Source organism: Bacillus sp. NMCC4, from assembly GCF_002998555.1.
In the GTDB taxonomy this organism is placed as follows: Bacteria; Bacillota; Bacilli; order Bacillales; family Bacillaceae; genus Bacillus.
Map to the genome: position 1 here is coordinate 66,763 of NZ_PVRA01000008.1, position 19,000 is coordinate 85,762.

The following is a 19,000-nucleotide window of genomic DNA, read 5'->3' on the forward strand; positions in this document are numbered from 1 at the left end:
ACACTGGCTATTCATCTAATGAGATTTAAAAACCTAATTGAAGATCGACATCGATCGATACGATGGTGTAGACACAAACAATAACAAAGATATTCAGTACGACACCGAGGAACCCTGGGCCTGTACGGCCTTTTTTAATGAACAGTTCAATAATGCCAAATGGAACTGCGGCCATTGCAAAAGGAAGCATCTGAAAAGAATAAAATGTCACGTTGCTGATAATGGCGAGGTTCAGCATGAGCAGGGATAATATCGCTGTACCGACGGAAATCCAGCCAAATACATTATGCTCTTTAAAAATTCTTACCAATTCCATAATTCCACCTCGCTCACTTTTGCCGTTTTAATGCGTTTTGTCTTCACAAATTTCTCGATTTCTTTCGAAGGACCTGTGATCACAGAGCCATAAATCGTGACACCATTTTGGTTGATATAGCGTATTCGGTTTGACAGATCCAGTTCAGGTCTGCCAGAGATCGTTTTTGCCCAGGTTGGGTGCTGATCGACATAAGCAAGGGCATCTTTAAATTGATCTACCTCTGTTTTTGATGTGTGCTGAAGCTCTTTTAAGAATTCAGAGTCTTTCCCAGGGAAGCCGATTGGCCGCTGATTCCCGCTTAATGAATCCTCTGTTTTAATCGCATTCCAGAGCACTTTCATATCATATTTTTTAGCAAAGGAATAAACGTCCTTTGGTGTATAAGCTTTGTCATAGGATACATACACTTCACTGACTGTTCCTTCAGGAAGCTTGTCTAAAGTAGTGAGTGTTTGTTTTTTTGATGCATCTGGCTGCGCCGAAGGATGGGTAAAGAAATCCTCCGTATCGCGTGCGCTGTCACCATAATAAGAGATGGTAGGCTGCTTTAATTTATCGAAAAACATCTCGATTTGTTCACTGCCAATGGCTTCTGTTTTATTGCCAATTTGTTTTTGCAGCTTCAATTCGGTGTTCATCCCAAAAAGCTTGACCTGGCCTTTTAAATCCTTCATATCAATCGCCACGTTTGGTTTCGTCAAAGCGACTGTTACAGCGGCTGTTTCCATGAAGTGATTCCCTTTGCTCTCTGCTCCGCCAACACCGTAGTATAGATAACTTCCTAATGTACAAAGCGGTAAAATAATGAGTGTCGATATGACAGCAAGCACGGAAATACGTAAATAAGACTTTCTTTTTCCGTATTGTAAGATGGCTTTTTGCTTTTCAGGACTGATGGAAAAATCTGTCCAATCCGAGTCGTTCAGTTCCTGACTTAAGCGTTTTTCGTTTTCTTCAAGTTCTTCTTCAAACGCCATCATTTCTTCCTCGTTCATCTCACCATTATTATATTGTTCCCATCGCTTGTTAAACTCTTCATTCATCATTAACACCTCTGTTGTAAAGTGCTTTTAGGCGCTGCCTTGCACGAAATAAAACACTTTTAAAATTTGCTTCAGTAATATTCATGACCTTGGATGCTTCCTTGTAGTTCAGTTCTTTTAAATAATACAATGTCAACGCTTCCTTGTAGTTATCTGGAAGCTGCTCTAAATACATGTTGAGGACTTCTTTTATTTCAACCTGTTCAGCAGGGCTTTGTACAGACGTTTGTAAAAGGCCGCCAATTAGATCATCCGATATGGTCACTTCTTTTTTATGTTTCCTGACATAATCAATAAAAGCATTTCGTGCCACCTGAAATAACCAAGGTTTCACTTTGCTATGGTCGTAGGAATGAATATGTATATAAGCACGCATAAAGGTTTCCTGCAATAAGTCTTCTGCCAAATGTTTGTCTTTTGTCATGGAGAGCAGAAACCTGTAAACATCGTTCATATACATTTGATAAATTTCATCGATCGTCACTGATTTTTCTCCCCTCTATGTTATACACGCATAAGAAAGGCATAAAGTTGCACGAAACTTCTCAATACCGTACATTACTCATCTCTTTCGCCGAATCAAAATCATTTCTCCTTATCATAGCGAAATTTACGCCATTTATAAAGCATTTTCAATAGAACAAATCAGGAAAAAACCTTAAAAAACGACAAAATTGGACACAATTCCTCTTCTATTCTCTCCTAAAACCATGGACCTGGATACAGAAAGAACGGTGATTCTTAACGAAAAATGATGTGATGGTTTGGCTGTTTCATGAAATTTTTAGTACCAGGTAATAAAAAATTTGTTATAATAGAAACAAATCCTTCATTCTTCAAACAAAGGAAGTGCACTATGTATAAATTTTCAGGCTATACCATCAAAGTATTATTTTCTCTCCGAGGCGGAATCAAAGTATATCAAAAAGAGAATCTGCCAACGGATCGGGGGTTTGTCATTGCATGTACACATGAGGGTTTTGTGGATGTTCTTGCATTAGGCGCAGGGATTCTTCCGTTTGAGATCCACTACATGTCGAAAAAAGAATTGTTTGCAAATAAATGGATCGGTGGATTTTTAAAGAAGATTCATGCCTTTCCAGTTGATCGAGAGAATCCTGGGCCAAGCAGTATTAAAACGCCCATTAAATTATTAAAAGAGGGAAAGATCGTCGGGATTTTTCCAAGCGGAACACGTACAACAGAGGATGTACCTTTAAAAAGAGGTGCGGTCACCATTGCCCAGCTCGGTAAAGCGCCAATCGTTCCAGCAGCGTACAAAGGACCGTCCAATGCGAAAAGTCTTTTCAAAAAGGGGAAAATGCGCTTAATTATCGGTGAACCGATTGAGCAGTCAGAATTTGAGCATCTGCCGCCAAAAGAACGGTTAGGTGCCATGACGGAAGTATTAAACACGAGAATTAAAGAACTTGAAGCTCAATTAATGGAAAAGGCATAAGAAAAACGACCGCTTGCTTTGGCAAGGGTCGTTTTTTTTCTTAAGAAGCGCCTTCTTCAGCGGCTTCTGCTAATTGTTCATTTAACTTTTTGACTTCGATGTATGCCACGTGGTGTCCATCGACTTCATTAATGATAAATTCATAGCCTTGTTCACGAATAGCGTCATTTTTCTCAACTTCATATTTCTGAGTAAGGAACCATCCGCCGATCGTATCGACCTCTTCGTTATCAAGCTGCGTACCTAAGAGCAGGTTGACTTGGTCAACTAGAACCTTTCCATCAAAGATGTAATGGTCTTCTCCAAGTTTACGCACTTCGTTGATTTCATCAATATCGAATTCATCACGAATTTCACCGACGATTTCTTCAAGAATGTCTTCTACAGTCACAAGACCTGCTGTACCGCCGTATTCATCTGATAAAATCGCCATGTGTACACGTTCACGCTGCATTTTGAGCAATAAATCATGTACAGGAACTGTTTCAATCACATGAATAATCGGGTTGACAAACTTTTCGATTGTATCACTTGTAGAACACTCACCGCTAATGCAGGCAGTGAGAACCTCTTTAATGTTCAGAACACCAATCATGTTATCTTTATCGCCATCTTCAATTGGATAACGTGTATATTTTTCTACCTTGGTCACCTTCAGCATTTCCTCAATGGTAATATCATGAGGGAAGCTGACAACTTCGGTACGAGGAATCATAATTTCTTTCGCCAGACGGTCATCAAATTCAAAAATTTTATTTACATATTTGAATTCAGACTGGTTAATTTCGCCGCTTTTATAGCTCTCTGATAAAATAATCCGCAATTCTTCTTCAGAGTGCGCCATGTCATGCTCAGAAACTTGCTGAAGACCGAACGCTTTTGTTAACAAACGAGCAGATCCATTTAATACCCAGATAAACGGGAACATCACTTTGTAAAAAATCATGAGCGGTCTAGCAAAAAGAAGAGATACTTGCTCCGCCTTTTGAATGGCGAGTGTTTTTGGTGCAAGTTCTCCAACCACAACGTGTAAAAACGTCATAATACTAAACGCAATAATAAAAGTGACAATAGAACTAGCTGATTGAGGAATGGACAGCTCTACAAATAGTGGAGCAAGCATGTGCGCAATTGTTTCTTCCCCTAACCAACCAATACCAAGGGCGGTAATGGTAATACCGAGCTGACAGGCCGACAGATACTCATCAAGGTGAGTCGTGACATGCTTGACAGCAACTGCTGTTTTATTACCTTCTGCGATTAACTGATCAATTCTTGAGCTTCTTAAGCGAATGATCGCAAACTCTGATGCTACGAAAAATGCGGTTAAAGCTATAAGCAAAGCAACTATAAGTAAATTAACTATGTCCAATTAAGGCCTTCGTTCTGACTTTGAGAACGAAGGTAACACCTCCTGTTTAGTAAAAATTTTAACTTAACAGCAGTAAAAATGATTGGACAGCCGTCATCTTTTCAGGTGTAAGCTGCTCTTTTAATTTTTCACGTTGTTCTGGCTGAAGCTGCTTACAACGTACCAAAATGCGGTCCATATGCTCGTTCATCCGATCGATATCAGAGGTTAAATGGACAAGTTCATCAGGATCTTCCTTTTGAGAAGGGAATTGTTCATCTAATCTGGATTTGATGTCAGAAAGAGCCAATCTCTGCTGTTTGCAAAGAACGATTAATTGTAATCGTTTTAAAGCATGTTCATCGTAATAACGATAATTTGAGCAAGATCTAACAGGCGCAAGCAAACCTAGATTTGTATAATAATCTACAGTTCGTTTCGTCACCTGTGCAATCTGTGCTAGTTCACCAATACGATACTTTTTCTCAGCCCCATCTGAACATCTCCTCCTAACCGTCACGTTATAGTTTATGAAAATAGTTTAATATAATTCGAGTCTGAAATACAAGTTAATTGTTCATATTTCCTGCCGATATGAACATTAGAGAGGGATTTCTCAGTCTAGATTGTCCTGTCAAATTTAACATGGTGATACAGGAATTTTCAGATTATTTATGGTAAGATAAAATGAATACCGTTTCATATATATGTAGAGAGGCGGATTTATACGTGAACCGGAGGTGGTTAAGTGGGGCCCTCAATGTAGTCTTATTTAATCAGTTAACCGTTTTGCAAAATATAACATCATCAATCAGGAGGTGACTCCTTGTTCTTCTAAGAAAGAGCAAGGTTAAATGGACGATATTGTTAATCTGAGTATAGTCGGTGTTTTGATTGCTTTAACAGCTTTCTTTGTTGCATCTGAATTTGCCATAGTAAAGGTGAGAAGTTCAAGAATTAATCAGCTTGTTGCCGAAGGGTCCAAAAAGGCCATCGTGGCGAAAAAGGTGACATCAAGGCTAGATGAATATTTGTCAGCCTGTCAGCTCGGTATTACAGTGACATCCCTTGGTTTAGGGTGGATTGGTAAGCCGGCTGTAAAAGAACTTTTGGTTCGAGGTTTTGGTTTGACAAACATTCCTGATTCAGCAATCAGCCTGATCTCAGCAACACTTGCGTTCTCTATTATTACCTTTTTGCATGTAGTCGTCGGTGAGCTTGCACCAAAAACGCTTGCGATTCAAAAGGCGGAAAAAATGACGCTCTGGCTGTCAGGCCCGCTGCATGCATTTTATATCCTGATGTTCCCTTTCATTTATGTGTTAAACGGGTCAGCCCGTGTTCTAACCAAAATGATGGGCATCGATATGGGGTCTGAAAAAGAACATTCCCATTCTGAAGAGGAATTGAAGATTTTATTATCTGAGAGCTTAAAAAATGGGGAAATCAACCCATCAGAATATAATTATATGAACAAGATTTTCGACTTTGATAATCGAATTGCCAGAGAGATCATGGTACCGCGGAGAGAAATTTGTGCCATTCCAGAAGATATGCCGCTAGATGATATCCTCTCCATCATGACGCAGGAAAAGTATACACGCTTTCCCGTGTTTTCAGGGGATAAAGACCATGTCATCGGCATGCTGAACAAAAAGCAGCTCTTTGCAGATCTTGTGTATCAAGGAGAAAAAGATCAACTGAAGATTCAAGATTATATATATCCAGTGATTGAGGTCATTGACACGATTCCTATTCAGGAGCTTCTCGTCAAGATGCAGCGCGATAGAATGCATTTGGCGATTTTAACCGACGAATATGGCGGAACGTCTGGACTTGTCACAACAGAAGATATTTTAGAAGAGATTGTTGGAGATATTCGAGATGAATTCGATGAAGATGAGCAGCCGGTTATTCAAAAAAGAGCCGATCATCATTATGTTTTAGATGGCAAAGTAAGATTAGATGAAGTTCAAGATTTGATCGAAATGTCATATCATGATGAAGAAATTGATACAATAGGCGGGTTAATCTTAAAAGAGAATATTGATATCCGAGAAGGACAATCCATTTATCTTGATGATATTCGGATGAAGGTCTTGGAGATGGATGGACGCTATGTTAAAAAGATCGACCTGAAGAAAGGCGTCATATCATCAGAAAAAGGAAATGCACGCACTGGGCTTGATATAAAAGAGCCGCTGTTAGTAAATGAAATGACCTTGAGCGAAAAATAAGCTCAAGGTTTTTTTAGGTATTTAGTCTCTTTTTACGAATGTTTGTTCGAGTTATAATAAGAACAAATGTTCGATAGAGGGGGATGGACATGCTTTGGTATGAAACAGCAAGTATCACAGAGAAAAAAACCTCAATGAAACGTATTGAGTTTCATTTGAAGAATTTCAAAAATTACCAGGCAGCGATTTTAAATATCGAAAGACAGCTTGAAAAAAGAAGCCCGCATCATCTGGATCACATGACACGGAAGAAGTTAGAAGAGCAAAAAAATCAGTATGAACTCATCGTTGCATGTATTAAAACAGCATTAAAAGAGTTGGATGAAATAGAGCAGCAGCTCATCGATTACAAATATTTTCGAGATTGGCGGATGGCCAAATGTGCGATGGAAATCGGCTACAGTGAAAAAACACTCTTTTTAATGAAGCGCCAGCTCATGGATCAACTGCTCATCAGCTTAGCCGCCATTACCAATATTTAAAAAAGGTGATGTCCTATTTGATAGAACGCAGCAAAGAGACAGAAAGACCCGATGATCGTCATCAATAAGTAGACAGCAAGTTTTCCGATTTGCCGCTGCTCTAGCATGGTCGCAGACTCTACACTAAACGTAGAGAATGTTGTAAAGCCACCGAAAAAACCTGTTCCAATGATCATAAGCAGCGGATGATTGGCAGTCACGGCACCTGTCAGTATACCTAAACCGGCAGCACCTAATAAGTTGATGAGAATAATACTATACGGGAAACGAGCATGAGACTTGGTTTTCTGTATTAATTGGCTAATGAAAAAACGAAGGGCGCTGCCAATCCCGCCGGCAACAGCTGTATATAAAACGATCATTTATCTGCCTCCTCTCTGCTGCTTATTTTGATGAAAGAGCCGCTGAGCAAGCATCAGTCCACATAAGGCAGCGGCTACTCCGGCAATGACTGAGAGCAGGATGTAGATCACACTTGAGGTGAATTGCCCAGTCTGTAATAAAAGAACCGTTTCTTTAGAAAAAGTGGACATTGTCGTAAAACCTCCGCAAAATCCTGTTCCGATCAAAGCGGCAAGATATTTTTTTCCCTTCTGGAACATAAAATATCCTGTTGAAAAACCAAGAAGCAGACTGCCTGTTACGTTTTCGATTAGCGTTGCATAAGGGAATGTTTGGCTGACAATCGATTGGCTTAGTTCATATCTGCAAAGTGTCCCAAGCAGTCCGCCTATAAATACAGCAAGATACGCTTTCATTTACATCATTTCTCCTTTAGAAAAAATGGCGGGTGATCCGTCACCACTCCATCAACGGGATATTTTTTGATCCGATCGGCTGTTTTTTGGTCTTTCACAGTCCATATAAACACATCCATCCCGAATGAGTGGATGCGGTCTATCCACCATCTGTTGATCAGCGTTTTCTTCATATTAAGACAATCAGCAAACGAGCTGTATGCAGTTAACTTTCTTTTCGCCAGTTTATATGCAGTAGGCTTTATAATCAAAGCTGTTCGAAGAGAAGGGGCGAAAGCTTTGATTCTTTGAAGTGCATGATCATCAAAAGATTGAATCATGATATGACGAGAATAGGCAAACCGATTGATGATGTCGACAACTGCCTTTTCAATTCCTATCTGCCGTCTTGGGTGTTTGATCTCGATCAATATCCCGATCCGCTGACTGTATCTCTCAAGAACTTCTTGTAATGTTGGAATTCGTTCATTCGTGTACTGCTGGTCAAACCAGCTTCCTGCGTCCAGTTTTTTCAGCTGATCAAGTGTATAGCTTTTGACTAAACCGTTTCCGTTCGTCGTTCGGTCAACTGTATCATCATGGATCACGACTACGTGCTGATCCAATGTGAGCTGTACATCTAATTCAATATAATCTGCACCCTGCTGAACAGCTAAATCAAACGCGGCAATTGTATTTTCTGGGGCAGCACTTGATGACCCTCTATGCGCGATAATATACACATGCTCCAGCTCCCTGACATAAGTTCTGGTCTTATCATATCAAATGCTTTACCGTTTTTCCTTCTTTACTATATGGAGGGAAGAAGAGCTGTATGTAATGGTGAATCGCATTGCTAAGAAAGTATGATGATTCAAATGTGAAAAGTTGCAGGAATATCCCAAGCCATGATTGAGTAAATCTGAAGTACATCAATTTTTCTTCGATCAATTTTGTCCAAATCGTCAGCGTTCGCCAAAATATTAGTGCTTTCGTCATGTTGACTGAAAATTCTGATGTTTTATAATGATGAAAAGGAGGCGAGATGATTGGGTAAAGGGAGAATTAGAGTGGAAGAACGTATTAAGGCCGAAACGGATGCTGAAATGTTTAAAGCGACTCTCCTTGATCAGGCTCAGAAGAAAAAGTAGTTTGCTGCCCGTCGATATGTCTCTAGCCAAAATTTCATAATTGAACATCATGCCTCGGGACTGGTCCCGAGGCTTTTTATATAGAGGTCAGACATTTATGAGAGGACATAAACGAAGGTTATATTATAAACTAGAGAGGATTGTTTTAAAGGAGAGAGACAAACATGATTACACAAAAATGGATGGATACATATTTTACAGTAGATGTTGCGATCCAAATCGGTATTAGCCTTTGTATTTTATTGCTTTTTTTATTGCTTCGGAAAGTATTTACGAAGTACTTATTTCATCTTCTCTTTAGGCTGACCAATCGGTCTAAAACGGAGGTCATTAACCAAATTGTTGTGGCTTTCGAAAAGCCAGCCAGACTGTTTTTTGTCGCACTTGGGTTATATTTTGCGTTAAGACAGGCACCATACTTTGAGCATCATATGGATGTCATCGTCAAATTATATAGATCCTCCATTATATTGATGCTGACATGGGGGCTTTGTAATTTAACCGCAGCTTCTTCTTTCTTATTTCAAAAAGTAAATTCGAAATTTGAATTGGAAATGGATGATATTTTAGCACCGTTTTTATCAAAGGTACTTCGCTTCATTATCATTGCACTAAGTATTAGTGTCATTGCACAAGAATTTAATTATGATGTAAATGGACTTGTGGCAGGTCTTGGTCTAGGTGGTCTAGCCTTTGCGCTTGCTGCCCAGGATACGGTGGCGAACTTTTTTGGAGGGATCGTCATCATTACAGAGAAGCCTTTTACAATGGGTGACTTTGTGGAGACGCCAAGTGTTCTTGGAACTGTCGAGGACATTACATTTCGAAGCACAAAGTTTAGAACACCTGCTGAAGCTGTTGTGACAGTTCCGAATTCTACGCTTTCAAAGGAACCTATCACGAACTGGACGAGAATGAATAAACGCCAAATTACGTTTTCCGTACGTGTATCCTATAATACACCAAAGGAAAATCTTGACCGATGCATCAAACGTCTCAAACAAATGCTTTATGAACATGATGGGGTGCACAAGGAGACGATCATGGTAAATCTCGATGTACTGGCAGACAGTTATTTGAATTTATTTTTCAACTTTTACACAAACACGACGGCCTGGGCTGAAAACCTTGATATTAAACAGGACATTAACTACCGTATCATGGATATCTTCCATCAAGAAGGTGTAGAATTTGCCTTCCCTGGACAGACCATTTATATGAAACAAAAAGGCGAAAAACAGCTGGGTGAATAAAGGAGGAATGGTGAGTGGATCAAACAAAGGTGGCAGCGCTAAGCGAGAAATTAACGCAGGCTTCACATATTATGGTACTTTCAGGTGCGGGTATGAGCACGGAATCAGGTATCCCCGATTTTAGATCAACGGGCGGCTTATGGACTGAAGACACCGCCCGCATGGAGGCGATGAGCCGGTCCTACTTTTTATCACACCCTCAGCAATTCTGGCCGAAATTCAAGGAATTGTTTCAGATGAAAATGAGCGGAGAGTACGAGCCCAATAGTGGACATACCTTTTTAGCCAGCCTTGAGAAACAAGGAAAACATGTGGATATTTTCACCCAAAATATTGATGGCTTGCATAAAAAAGCAGGAAGCCAGCATGTATATGAACTCCACGGCTCCATTCAAACAGCTACTTGCCCATCGTGTCATGCGACATATGAACTGCCTTATTTATTACAAGAAGAAGTGCCTGTATGTCTAAAGGTTTCCTCAGACGGACGGACATGTGGGCGTGTGCTGAAAACAGATGTTGTCCTTTTTGGAGACAGGATCAAACATTTTGATCAAGTAGAGAAATCACTTCAGCGAGCGGACCTTCTGCTCGTCATGGGGACTTCCCTAGAAGTGGCGCCAGCAAGATATATTCCAGAAGATGCCGCTCAAAATCCTTCCATCTTCAAGGTGATGATGAATTTGAGTGAAACAGAATACGATCCACTGTTTGATCTTGTCTTTCATGAGCGAATTGGCGATCTCGTGAAAGCTTTATAAATCATCAAAGACCCCGCATCCAAAAAAGGTGCGGGGTCTTTCTTTATTGTTGCAGCGGCTTCATCGATTCATCAAGGACTTCAAATGTATAGCCCTTCGCTTTTAGCTGTGTGATTAAACTGTTTAAGTATTTTGCTGTCGCTGGCTGATCGTGCATTAAGATGATTTTTGGTTCTTTTGGATGTTTTGTCTCAAGCACTTGCAGCTGATTTAATACCTCTGGTACATATTTTGAGCTTTTATATTTCCAGTCAAGACTGTCAATTGTCCAATCCCAGTATACAAAGCCTTTTTGTTTTAAACGTGCCTTTTGCTGATCCGTTAAATTTGGGGCGCTGCCATAAGGTGTTCTCACAAGATGTGTATACTCACCTGTGACAGAAGCCAAAATGCGCTGATCTTCCTTCATCTCATTGACGGGAGAATCACTTTTTTGATAAAAGCGTTTCACATCATGTGTGATACCATGAAGCCCTAACTGATGACCTTCTTGATGAAGTCTTTTCACAGCTGCCGGGTGTTCCTTAATCTGCGGCCCAAGCATAAAGAATGTGGCCTTTACTTGATGCGCTTTGAGCACATCTAAAAGCTGATTTGATGTCGCTGACGGACCATCATCAAAGGTTAAAAAGATCGTTTGATCCGTTACATGTTTGTTTGGGTTGATCTTAAAATGTGCATCTAATGTTTTCGTAGAATCATCTTTTGCTTTCAGACTTGCGCTTGTGTCTCGGAATTGACTGCTCGCAGACATTTTAGCCGGCTGATCTGCTGCCTGCATATTGGTTTTAGATATATCCCAAATAAAAAAGAGGATCAGTGACAGAATAACTAAACCAATCGCCTTTGAGAGCAGCATCGTGTTTGAAGGTGTCTGTTTTTTCGTAACCCGTTGCATTACAATCGCTCCAATAAATCAAAAATTTGTGTCGAATCATGTAGTAGATTCTGTCTTTTTCCGCTGTTTTTTGTCGTGCTCATATCGATTAAGTATACAGGAAAAAAGAGCCTATGAATATAGAAGATGCTAAAAAATTGGAATCTTTTTGGTTATGAGTCTATGTTTGTTACAATAGAAAGTTGACCATTTATCATGATGTGAAATAATTCTGAATAATCATTGAAACGTACTCATTTATCCGCTAAGATAGCATCAGACTCAACCATTAATGCGAAGCGAAGGGGAGATTCCGTATGAAAGTATTGTATAATGGCGATTTCATTGAAAAAAAGGATGCACATGTTGATATTGAAGACAGAGGCTATCAATTTGGTGACGGCGTCTATGAGGTCATCCGTGTATACAATGGGACTTTGTTTACATTAAAAGAGCATACAGAGCGTCTGTTCAAGAGTGCAAAAGAAATCGGCATTCATCTTCAAGGTGCAGTATCAGATATGGAAGAAAAGTTAAAACAGCTCGTCGCCCACAACCAATTAACAGATGGAGGTGTGTATATTCAAGTCACGCGGGGCGTCGCACCTCGTAAACATCAATATGGCGATTCTCTCACTCCTCAAATCACAGCATATACGTTCCAGGTGAAAAAGCCTGTTCATGAGCAGACAGCTGGTGCAAAGGCCATATTATCTGAGGACCTTCGCTGGTTAAGATGTGATATTAAAAGCTTAAATCTCTTATATAACGTCATGGAAAAGCAGAAGGCATCTGAAGCTGGTGCATTTGAAGCCATTCTCATTAGAGATGGTTTTGTGACTGAGGGAACCTCCTCGAATGTATATGCCGTCATTGATGGCGTGATTCGCACACATCCAGCAAACAATCTTATTCTAAACGGTATTACCCGTAGAAAGCTTCTTGAGGTATGTAAAGAAGAGGGATGCAGTGTTGAAGAAACTTGTATAAGTAAAGAAGAGCTGCTGCGCGCGCAGGAAATCTTCATCAGCTCGACGACGGCTGAAGTCATTCCGATTGTTGAAATTGATGGCCAGCCAGTAGGGGAAGGCGTTCCAGGAGAGTTGACAAAGCGTGTACAGGAAGGCTTCCAGCAAAAAATTAAACATGAAAGTGAAGCATCTATTTCTTCATAAATAAAGAGAGGCTGTAAACCAATGTTTACAGCCTTTTGTGATTCTTTTATTTTACAATAAGCACAGGTATATCTGATTTTGATGATAACTTTTCACTTACACTGCCAAAGAGCATTTTTTTCAATCTGCTTTGGTCACGTGCTCCCATGACGATGAGGTCTGCTGATATGTCTTCAGCATATTCGATAATCGCTTCCGCTGGTTCCCCCTCAACAATTTCAATGGCAGCTTCAAACTGCTCCTCATTTAAAAGCATTCTTGCTTCTGCAACGACTTCTTCTGTATGATCTTCAAAAATCAAGGGACTTTGCTGTTCATCATGAGGTACATACACAGGGGGTGTTTGAAGGTCTGCCATGCCGCCGCCGATATAAGCTCCGCCAGTCATTGGGCGTGGTGCATCAAACACCTGTCTGCTTGATTTGCCATCATGTGCATAGGCAACAGTCAGCTTGGCATTCAAGGTTTTGGCTAGAGCGATTGCCTTTTTTAATGCTTTCTTACTGTCTTCATGTCCATCAAACGCAACGACCATCCGATCAGCTTGAAACAATGTCCTCATTCCTTTCAAAAGGAGTCTTTACACTCATGGTATACCCGTTATCTGAAAAAGATACACATGAAGGCGGTGAACTTTTTGTTAGAAAATTTCATTTATTGAAAAATATTTATTGACAAAATGGTGACAGCCACTATAAGATAAAAAAAGATTCAAGAGCCAAAAGGAGGAAATGTCATGTGCAACATTGGAAGAATGAAATCAAACTGCATGAATGGGTTGATTCACGTGACAATTACACCTTCATTGGTCATTGAAAAGGGACTCGTATGTTCCAATTGATCGGATGAATCAAGGCGTATGTTGCGTATTTGTCAACATGCGCCTTTTTACATGACTAAAAGAGGCGTACCAGACAGCTGGTTGCCTCTTTTTTTGTTGTATTCATTTCGCATTTCGAAGTAAAGGGATGGAGATCAACAAGTAAATGAAGAGGAGTGAAAGCATGTGAACATGCCAAAAGCAAGACAAATGACAAAAACCAAAAAAACGAAACAAGGTGACAGCCAGGAAAATCTAGAAAGCGGCTAGCTTTAAAAGGAGAGACAAACATGTTTTCAGTATTTGCGAAATTAGGCTGGTTCTTCAAACAAGAGTGGAGGCGTTATACGATCGCCATTACGCTTCTGCTCATTGTGAATGTGCTTGAAATGCTGCCGCCAAGATATCTTGGGCAGGCAGTTGATGACATTCGTTCTGGTCAATTTACAACATCCAGTATTGTGTTTTATGTAACCATTTTTTGCTTGCTAGGTGTCGTCGTCTATACGCTGACATATTTTTGGATGTATCAGTTATTTGGCGGCGCAAATGTCATGGAGCGTGTGATGCGCGGGAAGCTCATGCGTCACTTACTTAAGATGACACCCACCTTTTATGAAAAGAAAAAAACCGGTAATTTAATGGCATTAGGTACAAACGATTTAAATGCTGTGGCTTTAACGACAGGTTTTGGCGTTCTGACATTGGTTGATTCCACTGCTTATATGCTGATGATCTTCTTTACGATGGGGCTGACGATTAGCTGGAAATTAACCTTAATGGCGATCATCCCTATGCCGCTGATGGCGCTCTTGATTGCGTATTATGGCAGCAAGATTCATGATCGCTTTACAGTTGCTCAAGATGCATTTGGTGATATGAACGATCGCGTCCTTGAATCAGTCGCAGGTGTCCGGGTTATTCGGTCTTTTGTACAGGAGAAACAAGATGTCGAACGCTTTCGCCAAATGACAGATGATGTATTTCAAAAAAATATGAGAGTGGCGATCATTGATTCATTGTTTGAGCCGACAGTGAAATTACTTGTCGGTGTCAGCTACTTAATTGGAATCGGCTACGGAGCCTATCTTGTGTTCCAAAGTGATTTAACCATTGGTGAGCTTGTCGCATTTAACGTCTATCTTGGAATGATGATCTGGCCAATGTTTGCGATAGGCGAATTGATTAATATTATGCAAAGGGGAAATGCGTCGTTAGACCGGTTGAATCATACACTCAGCTACAAGCCGGATGTCACAGACGCTTCTCAGCCAAAAACGTTACAAGAGCCTGGCGATATTCAGTTTGACCGCGTGACATTCAGGTATCCAACTTCCCCTAAAGATAATTTAATTGATGTGTCCTTTACGGTTCGAAAAGGGCAGACAATCGGAATTACAGGCAAAACAGGAAGCGGTAAAACGACTATCGTAAAACAGCTTCTGCGCCAGTATCCAACAGGTGATGGTCAAATCCTGCTATCAGGAGTCCCAATCCAAGAGATCGAATTGGATCAGCTATTTCAATGGATCGGATACGTACCGCAGGATCATATCCTTTTTTCAAAAAGTGTAGAAGAGAATATGCGCTTTGGTCATCGGGACGCAAAACAAAATGAATTAGCACAAGCGATCAAAGATGCTTACTTTGAAAAAGATTTACGTCTTTTGCCAGAGGGTCTCGAAACCATGGTGGGGGAAAAAGGTGTGGCACTGTCAGGTGGACAAAAGCAGCGAATTTCCATTGCACGCGCTTTATTAATAGACCCCGCCATTTTGATACTGGATGACTCGCTTTCTGCGGTAGATGCAAAAACAGAAACCGCTATTTTAGAAAATTTAAGGCAAAATCGTCATGGGAAAACGACGTTTATTACGACTCATCGTCTATCAGCTGTTGAGCATGCGGATCTCATACTTGTCATGGAAGAAGGACGCATTGTCCAAAAGGGCACCCACGAAGAGCTCATTCAGCAAGATGGGTGGTACAAAGAACAATTTCTGCGTCAGCAGCTGACAAACCAGCTGGAAGGAGGGGATGAGGCATGACAACAGGAAGAAGACTCCTTGCCTACGCACTCCTTTATAAGAAAGTACTGTCTGTTGCCTTGATCTTTCTCATCATTGCAGTAGGTGCTGAACTGACAGGACCATTTATTGGGAAGAAAATGATTGATGATCATATTTTAGGTGTAGAAAAACCATATGTCGAGGTCAATGAAAAAACAGACAAAACCGTTTATTACCAGGGAAATAACTATATACGAAGCGATCGATTAGACAGTGATATGAAATCCGGAAAACAAATCAATGTGGTGCAAGTCGGATTCGGTTACTATTTTGTAAATGAGCCGATTCGTTTTGATGGAAACCGAAAGATATCCGGAGATCAGCTTACCATTGAAAATGGGAACGAGCGCGAGACATATCAAGTACAGCGTTTATCAAAAGAGGAAATTTTCTCTTTTTATGAGCCGGAAATCAGTGGTTTGGTGCAGCTTGTTCTATTTTATCTAGGGCTTCTCGTCATTGCGATTTTCTTTCAGTATGCGCAGCATTATCTGCTACAGCGGATAGCCAATCGAATTATTCAAAAAATGAGGGTTGATGTATTTGAGCATATTCAAACGTTGCCTATCCGGTATTTTGATAATTTACCGGCTGGAAAGGTCGTAGCGAGGATTACCAATGACACAGAAACCATTCGTGATTTATATGTGACAGTCCTCGCTAATTTCGTGACGAGTGCTATTTACATGATTGGAATTTATATTGCCATGTTTTTATTAAATGTGAAGCTGGCACTCATTTGTTTGGTGGCGGTACCGATTATTTTCCTATGGTCAATGACCTACAGAAAGTTTGCATCAGTGTACAACCACCGCATTCGTTCGATCATTAGTGACATCAATGCCAAGCTAAATGAAGCCATTCAAGGGATGACCATTATTCAAGCGTTTCGTCATGAAAAAGTGACGAAAGAGGAATTTGATGAACTGAACAACAATCACTTTCGATATCAGCGAAAGATGCTGCATTTAAATTCACTTCTGTCGCATAACTTGGTTAACCTGCTTCGGAATTTAGCATATGTGGCACTCATTTGGTATTTTGGCGGTGCGTCCTTAAGTGCGACGGGCATTGTGTCAATTGGTGTGCTCTATGCGTTTGTCGATTATTTAAATCGATTATTTCAGCCGATTACAGGCATTGTGAACCAGTTCTCGAGATTGGAATTAGCAAGGGTTTCATCGGAAAGGGTTTTCCGATTATTGGATGAGCCAGGAACAACAGTGGAAGAACCTGTTCAAAAGAAAATGGAGGGACACGTTCAGTTCCAAGATGTCACCTTTGCTTATAATGAAGGAAATAATGTATTAAAGAACATTACGTTCGAGGCCAAAAAAGGCCAAACAGTTGCACTTGTGGGGCATACCGGTTCTGGGAAAAGCTCGATCATGAACTTGCTGCTGCGTTTTTATGACATTCAGCAAGGAGACATTCTCATAGATGGGGAAAGCATTTATCACCAGTCACGCCAAACGTTGCGTAAACAAATGGGCATTGTGCTTCAAGACCCGTATTTATTTTCCGGAACGATTGCATCCAATGTCAGCTTAGGAAATGAAGACATTAAAAGAGAAACGATTGAATCATCATTAAAGCAAGTAGGAACAGTAGAGTTATTGAAGCACCTGCCAAAAGGATTTGATGAACCAGTCGTTGAAAAGGGAAGTACTCTTTCCTCAGGAGAACGTCAGTTAATCTCATTTGCCCGTGCATTAGCGTACGATCCAGCGATCTTAATTTTAGATGAAGCCACCGCAAACATTGATACAGAAACAGAAGCGATCATTCAGCGGGCGCTTGATGTCGTCAAAGAAGGACGAACGACTTTTGTCATTGCTCACCGATTATCCACCATTAAGAAAGCCGATATGATTTTGGTATTAGAAAAAGGTGAAATTGTCGAGCGAGGCAGTCATGATCAACTCATGCAGCAAGAAGGGCTGTATGCGCAAATGTACGAACTGCAAAAGGGTGCTGTTGCAAACAGCTGATGAATAACAAAAAAGAGCCTATTCACTTTGAATGAGGCTCTTTTTATTTGCATAAAAAGTCGAGGATTCGTTTTTGACCTCGACCTTTACTAGTTATATCGTTTACACGAGCTGCATCATCAGTAGGCAATGCCGACGCGTTGATGTACAAATTCCTTCGAATTTAACTGCTGATATAAAAAGTGTGCGGTATCTTCAACTGAAATTTTCTTTCCATCTATAGGGAGAAAATCTTTCTCATAGCGATATGACCGTGTCACTTCTCCATCTGGTAAATAGGTTGGACAAATAATGGTCCAATCTAGATCAGTCGATTGAAGGATTTCAAACGCTTTGGCATGCTCTTTAGCTGCTCGGGAAGTAGTCCGCCTTGATTCATTTGTTTCAAAACGGTAAAGCTCCGGCTGCTGCCTTGCCTTTAAAATACCTGCCGTACCAATTGTAATAATTCTTGAAGTATTTGATTGCTTCATGGCTTGTACGATATGCTCCATTGAAACAGATAATGTATCATCACCATCTGTTGATAGACAGCTCACAACAATATCTGCTCCTTTGATCGTCTCAAGCACATCTTCTCGATTTCTTGAATTGCCGGTGACTTGAAACATACCCGCAAGCATTTCTTCTCGGTTTGTCCGAATCAATGAACGAACTATGTAACGATCATCTACTTGAACGAAACGAAGAAATGCTTGTCCTACACGTCCATGAGCACCGAAAAGAGCTATTTTCATCTGTTCGATCCCTCCACTACATACTATAAGTGAAAAGAACCCAAAATGGTACAACTTTTATGTGATGCATTTTTTATAAAGGTGAAAGGACCGAATACTATGAGCATATTCACATAATAGAGAGATCCCTACAAATTGTAGAAGTTCAAAGTTCATACCGGAAATAATGTCCATGAAGATCCGCTCCTTTCTACTACATGATATGAGCTGGAAAGGAGATTGGTGAGGGATAAAAATAAAAAAAGAAGACACCTTAAGAGGTGCCTTCTATGATCCAAATATGAAATTAAGCTTGTGTTCCACCCATGTGTTGTTGAGCGTAAGATACAAGACGCTTAGTGATTTCTCCACCAACTGATCCGTTAGCGCGAGATGTTGTTTCTGCACCAAGGTTTACACCGAATTCAGAAGCGATTTCGTACTTCATTTGGTCGATTGCTTGCTCTGCTCCAGGAACTAGTAATTGATTTGAACTATTAGAATTTGCCATGATGTGAATCTCCTTTTTGTATATGATTTGGTTTTTGGTTGGGTTTGC

General features: G+C 40.4%; 21 protein-coding genes. 9 read left to right on the forward strand and 12 right to left on the reverse strand.

Annotated features, from left to right (window positions below; all coding sequences use genetic code 11):
- Positions 1–25: 25 nt before the first annotated feature.
- Genes C6Y02_RS15185 through C6Y02_RS15195 form a run of 3 tightly spaced genes read right to left on the reverse strand, consistent with a single transcriptional unit; the run spans position 26 to position 1,846 of the window.
- A complete protein-coding gene (locus tag C6Y02_RS15185; protein WP_034663689.1) occupies positions 26–316 on the reverse strand; it encodes a hypothetical protein in 291 nt (96 codons plus the stop codon).
- A complete protein-coding gene (locus C6Y02_RS15190; RefSeq protein ID WP_034663685.1) occupies positions 304–1,362 on the reverse strand; it encodes an anti-sigma factor in 1,059 nt (352 codons plus the stop codon). The genes C6Y02_RS15185 and C6Y02_RS15190 overlap by 13 nt, the downstream gene beginning before the upstream one ends.
- On the reverse strand, positions 1,355–1,846 hold the full coding sequence (locus C6Y02_RS15195; protein WP_003211938.1) for a sigma-70 family RNA polymerase sigma factor: 492 nt from the start codon (positions 1,844–1,846) through the stop codon (positions 1,355–1,357). The genes C6Y02_RS15190 and C6Y02_RS15195 overlap by 8 nt, the downstream gene beginning before the upstream one ends.
- A gap of 372 nt (positions 1,847–2,218) precedes the next feature.
- Between C6Y02_RS15195 and C6Y02_RS15200 the strand changes: the two genes are divergently transcribed.
- Positions 2,219–2,821 carry a lysophospholipid acyltransferase family protein gene (locus C6Y02_RS15200; protein WP_034663683.1) on the forward strand — a complete coding sequence of 201 codons (603 nt, stop codon included), beginning with the start codon at positions 2,219–2,221 and terminating at the stop codon, positions 2,819–2,821.
- Between the two features lie 40 nt (positions 2,822–2,861).
- Here the strand turns inward: C6Y02_RS15200 and C6Y02_RS15205 are convergent, their stop codons facing one another.
- Entirely contained in the window at positions 2,862–4,193 is a 1,332-nt protein-coding gene (locus C6Y02_RS15205) for a hemolysin family protein (protein ID WP_106031623.1), read from the reverse strand.
- A 58-nt stretch (positions 4,194–4,251) separates the two neighbouring features.
- Positions 4,252–4,692 (reverse strand): MerR family transcriptional regulator, encoded by a 441-nt coding sequence (locus tag C6Y02_RS15210; RefSeq protein ID WP_034620022.1) that lies wholly within the window; start codon positions 4,690–4,692, stop codon positions 4,252–4,254.
- A gap of 334 nt (positions 4,693–5,026) precedes the next feature.
- On the opposite strand from C6Y02_RS15210, the gene C6Y02_RS15215 reads away from it, so the two are divergent.
- A complete protein-coding gene (locus C6Y02_RS15215; RefSeq protein ID WP_060595863.1) occupies positions 5,027–6,409 on the forward strand; it encodes a hemolysin family protein in 1,383 nt (460 codons plus the stop codon).
- A gap of 89 nt (positions 6,410–6,498) precedes the next feature.
- The gene (locus C6Y02_RS15220) at positions 6,499–6,891 is read left to right on the forward strand and encodes a hypothetical protein (RefSeq protein ID WP_060595866.1); all 393 of its coding nucleotides are present in this window, start codon (positions 6,499–6,501) and stop codon (positions 6,889–6,891) included.
- Here C6Y02_RS15220 and crcB (C6Y02_RS15225) read toward each other — a convergent pair.
- The 3 genes from crcB (C6Y02_RS15225) to C6Y02_RS15235 are packed head-to-tail and all read right to left on the reverse strand — an operon-like array spanning position 6,888 to position 8,371.
- Complete coding sequence (crcB, locus tag C6Y02_RS15225) at positions 6,888–7,253, reverse strand: fluoride efflux transporter CrcB (protein WP_060595868.1); 366 nt, start codon at positions 7,251–7,253, stop codon at positions 6,888–6,890. The two genes, C6Y02_RS15220 and crcB (C6Y02_RS15225), sit on opposite strands and share 4 nt — an antisense overlap.
- A complete protein-coding gene (gene crcB, locus C6Y02_RS15230) occupies positions 7,254–7,649 on the reverse strand; it encodes a fluoride efflux transporter CrcB (RefSeq protein WP_060595870.1) in 396 nt (131 codons plus the stop codon).
- A gap of 5 nt (positions 7,650–7,654) precedes the next feature.
- Positions 7,655–8,371, reverse strand: a complete 717-nt coding sequence (locus C6Y02_RS15235) for a glycerophosphodiester phosphodiesterase (protein WP_066031101.1) — start codon at positions 8,369–8,371, stop codon at positions 7,655–7,657.
- 306 nt (positions 8,372–8,677) lie between these two features.
- Between C6Y02_RS15235 and C6Y02_RS15240 the strand changes: the two genes are divergently transcribed.
- The 3 genes from C6Y02_RS15240 to C6Y02_RS15250 all read left to right on the forward strand — a co-directional run bounded on the left by C6Y02_RS15240 (position 8,678) and on the right by C6Y02_RS15250 (position 10,793).
- Positions 8,678–8,779, forward strand: coding sequence for a YhdX family protein (locus tag C6Y02_RS15240; protein ID WP_017360338.1), 102 nt, complete (start codon positions 8,678–8,680; stop codon positions 8,777–8,779).
- Between the two features lie 164 nt (positions 8,780–8,943).
- Entirely contained in the window at positions 8,944–10,032 is a 1,089-nt protein-coding gene (locus tag C6Y02_RS15245) for a mechanosensitive ion channel family protein (RefSeq protein WP_060595874.1), read from the forward strand.
- A 29-nt stretch (positions 10,033–10,061) separates the two neighbouring features.
- A complete protein-coding gene (locus tag C6Y02_RS15250) occupies positions 10,062–10,793 on the forward strand; it encodes an NAD-dependent protein deacylase (RefSeq protein ID WP_375567667.1) in 732 nt (243 codons plus the stop codon).
- Positions 10,794–10,836: 43 nt separating this feature from the next.
- Here the strand turns inward: C6Y02_RS15250 and C6Y02_RS15255 are convergent, their stop codons facing one another.
- Positions 10,837–11,691 (reverse strand): polysaccharide deacetylase family protein, encoded by an 855-nt coding sequence (locus tag C6Y02_RS15255; protein WP_066031100.1) that lies wholly within the window; start codon positions 11,689–11,691, stop codon positions 10,837–10,839.
- Positions 11,692–11,987: 296 nt separating this feature from the next.
- On the opposite strand from C6Y02_RS15255, the gene dat reads away from it, so the two are divergent.
- Positions 11,988–12,845, forward strand: a complete 858-nt coding sequence (gene dat, locus C6Y02_RS15260; protein WP_106031624.1) for a D-amino-acid transaminase — start codon at positions 11,988–11,990, stop codon at positions 12,843–12,845.
- A 46-nt stretch (positions 12,846–12,891) separates the two neighbouring features.
- Here dat and C6Y02_RS15265 read toward each other — a convergent pair whose 3' ends face one another.
- Positions 12,892–13,398 carry a universal stress protein gene (locus C6Y02_RS15265; protein WP_003210990.1) on the reverse strand — a complete coding sequence of 169 codons (507 nt, stop codon included), beginning with the start codon at positions 13,396–13,398 and terminating at the stop codon, positions 12,892–12,894.
- Positions 13,399–13,955: 557 nt separating this feature from the next.
- On the opposite strand from C6Y02_RS15265, the gene bmrC reads away from it, so the two are divergent.
- The gene (bmrC, locus tag C6Y02_RS15270) at positions 13,956–15,713 is read left to right on the forward strand and encodes a multidrug ABC transporter ATP-binding protein BmrC (RefSeq protein WP_106031625.1); all 1,758 of its coding nucleotides are present in this window, start codon (positions 13,956–13,958) and stop codon (positions 15,711–15,713) included.
- Complete coding sequence (locus tag C6Y02_RS15275) at positions 15,710–17,725, forward strand: ABC transporter ATP-binding protein (RefSeq protein ID WP_106031626.1); 2,016 nt, start codon at positions 15,710–15,712, stop codon at positions 17,723–17,725. Before bmrC ends, C6Y02_RS15275 begins: the two co-directional genes overlap by 4 nt.
- Positions 17,726–17,844: 119 nt before the next feature.
- On the opposite strand, the gene C6Y02_RS15280 is transcribed toward C6Y02_RS15275, so the two are convergent.
- Together C6Y02_RS15280 and C6Y02_RS15285 are read right to left on the reverse strand one after the other, a co-directional pair.
- Entirely contained in the window at positions 17,845–18,462 is a 618-nt protein-coding gene (locus tag C6Y02_RS15280; protein WP_060595886.1) for an NAD(P)-dependent oxidoreductase, read from the reverse strand.
- Between the two features lie 286 nt (positions 18,463–18,748).
- Positions 18,749–18,952, reverse strand: a complete 204-nt coding sequence (locus C6Y02_RS15285) for an alpha/beta-type small acid-soluble spore protein (protein ID WP_034663637.1) — start codon at positions 18,950–18,952, stop codon at positions 18,749–18,751.
- Between the last annotated feature and the right edge of the window lie 48 nt (positions 18,953–19,000).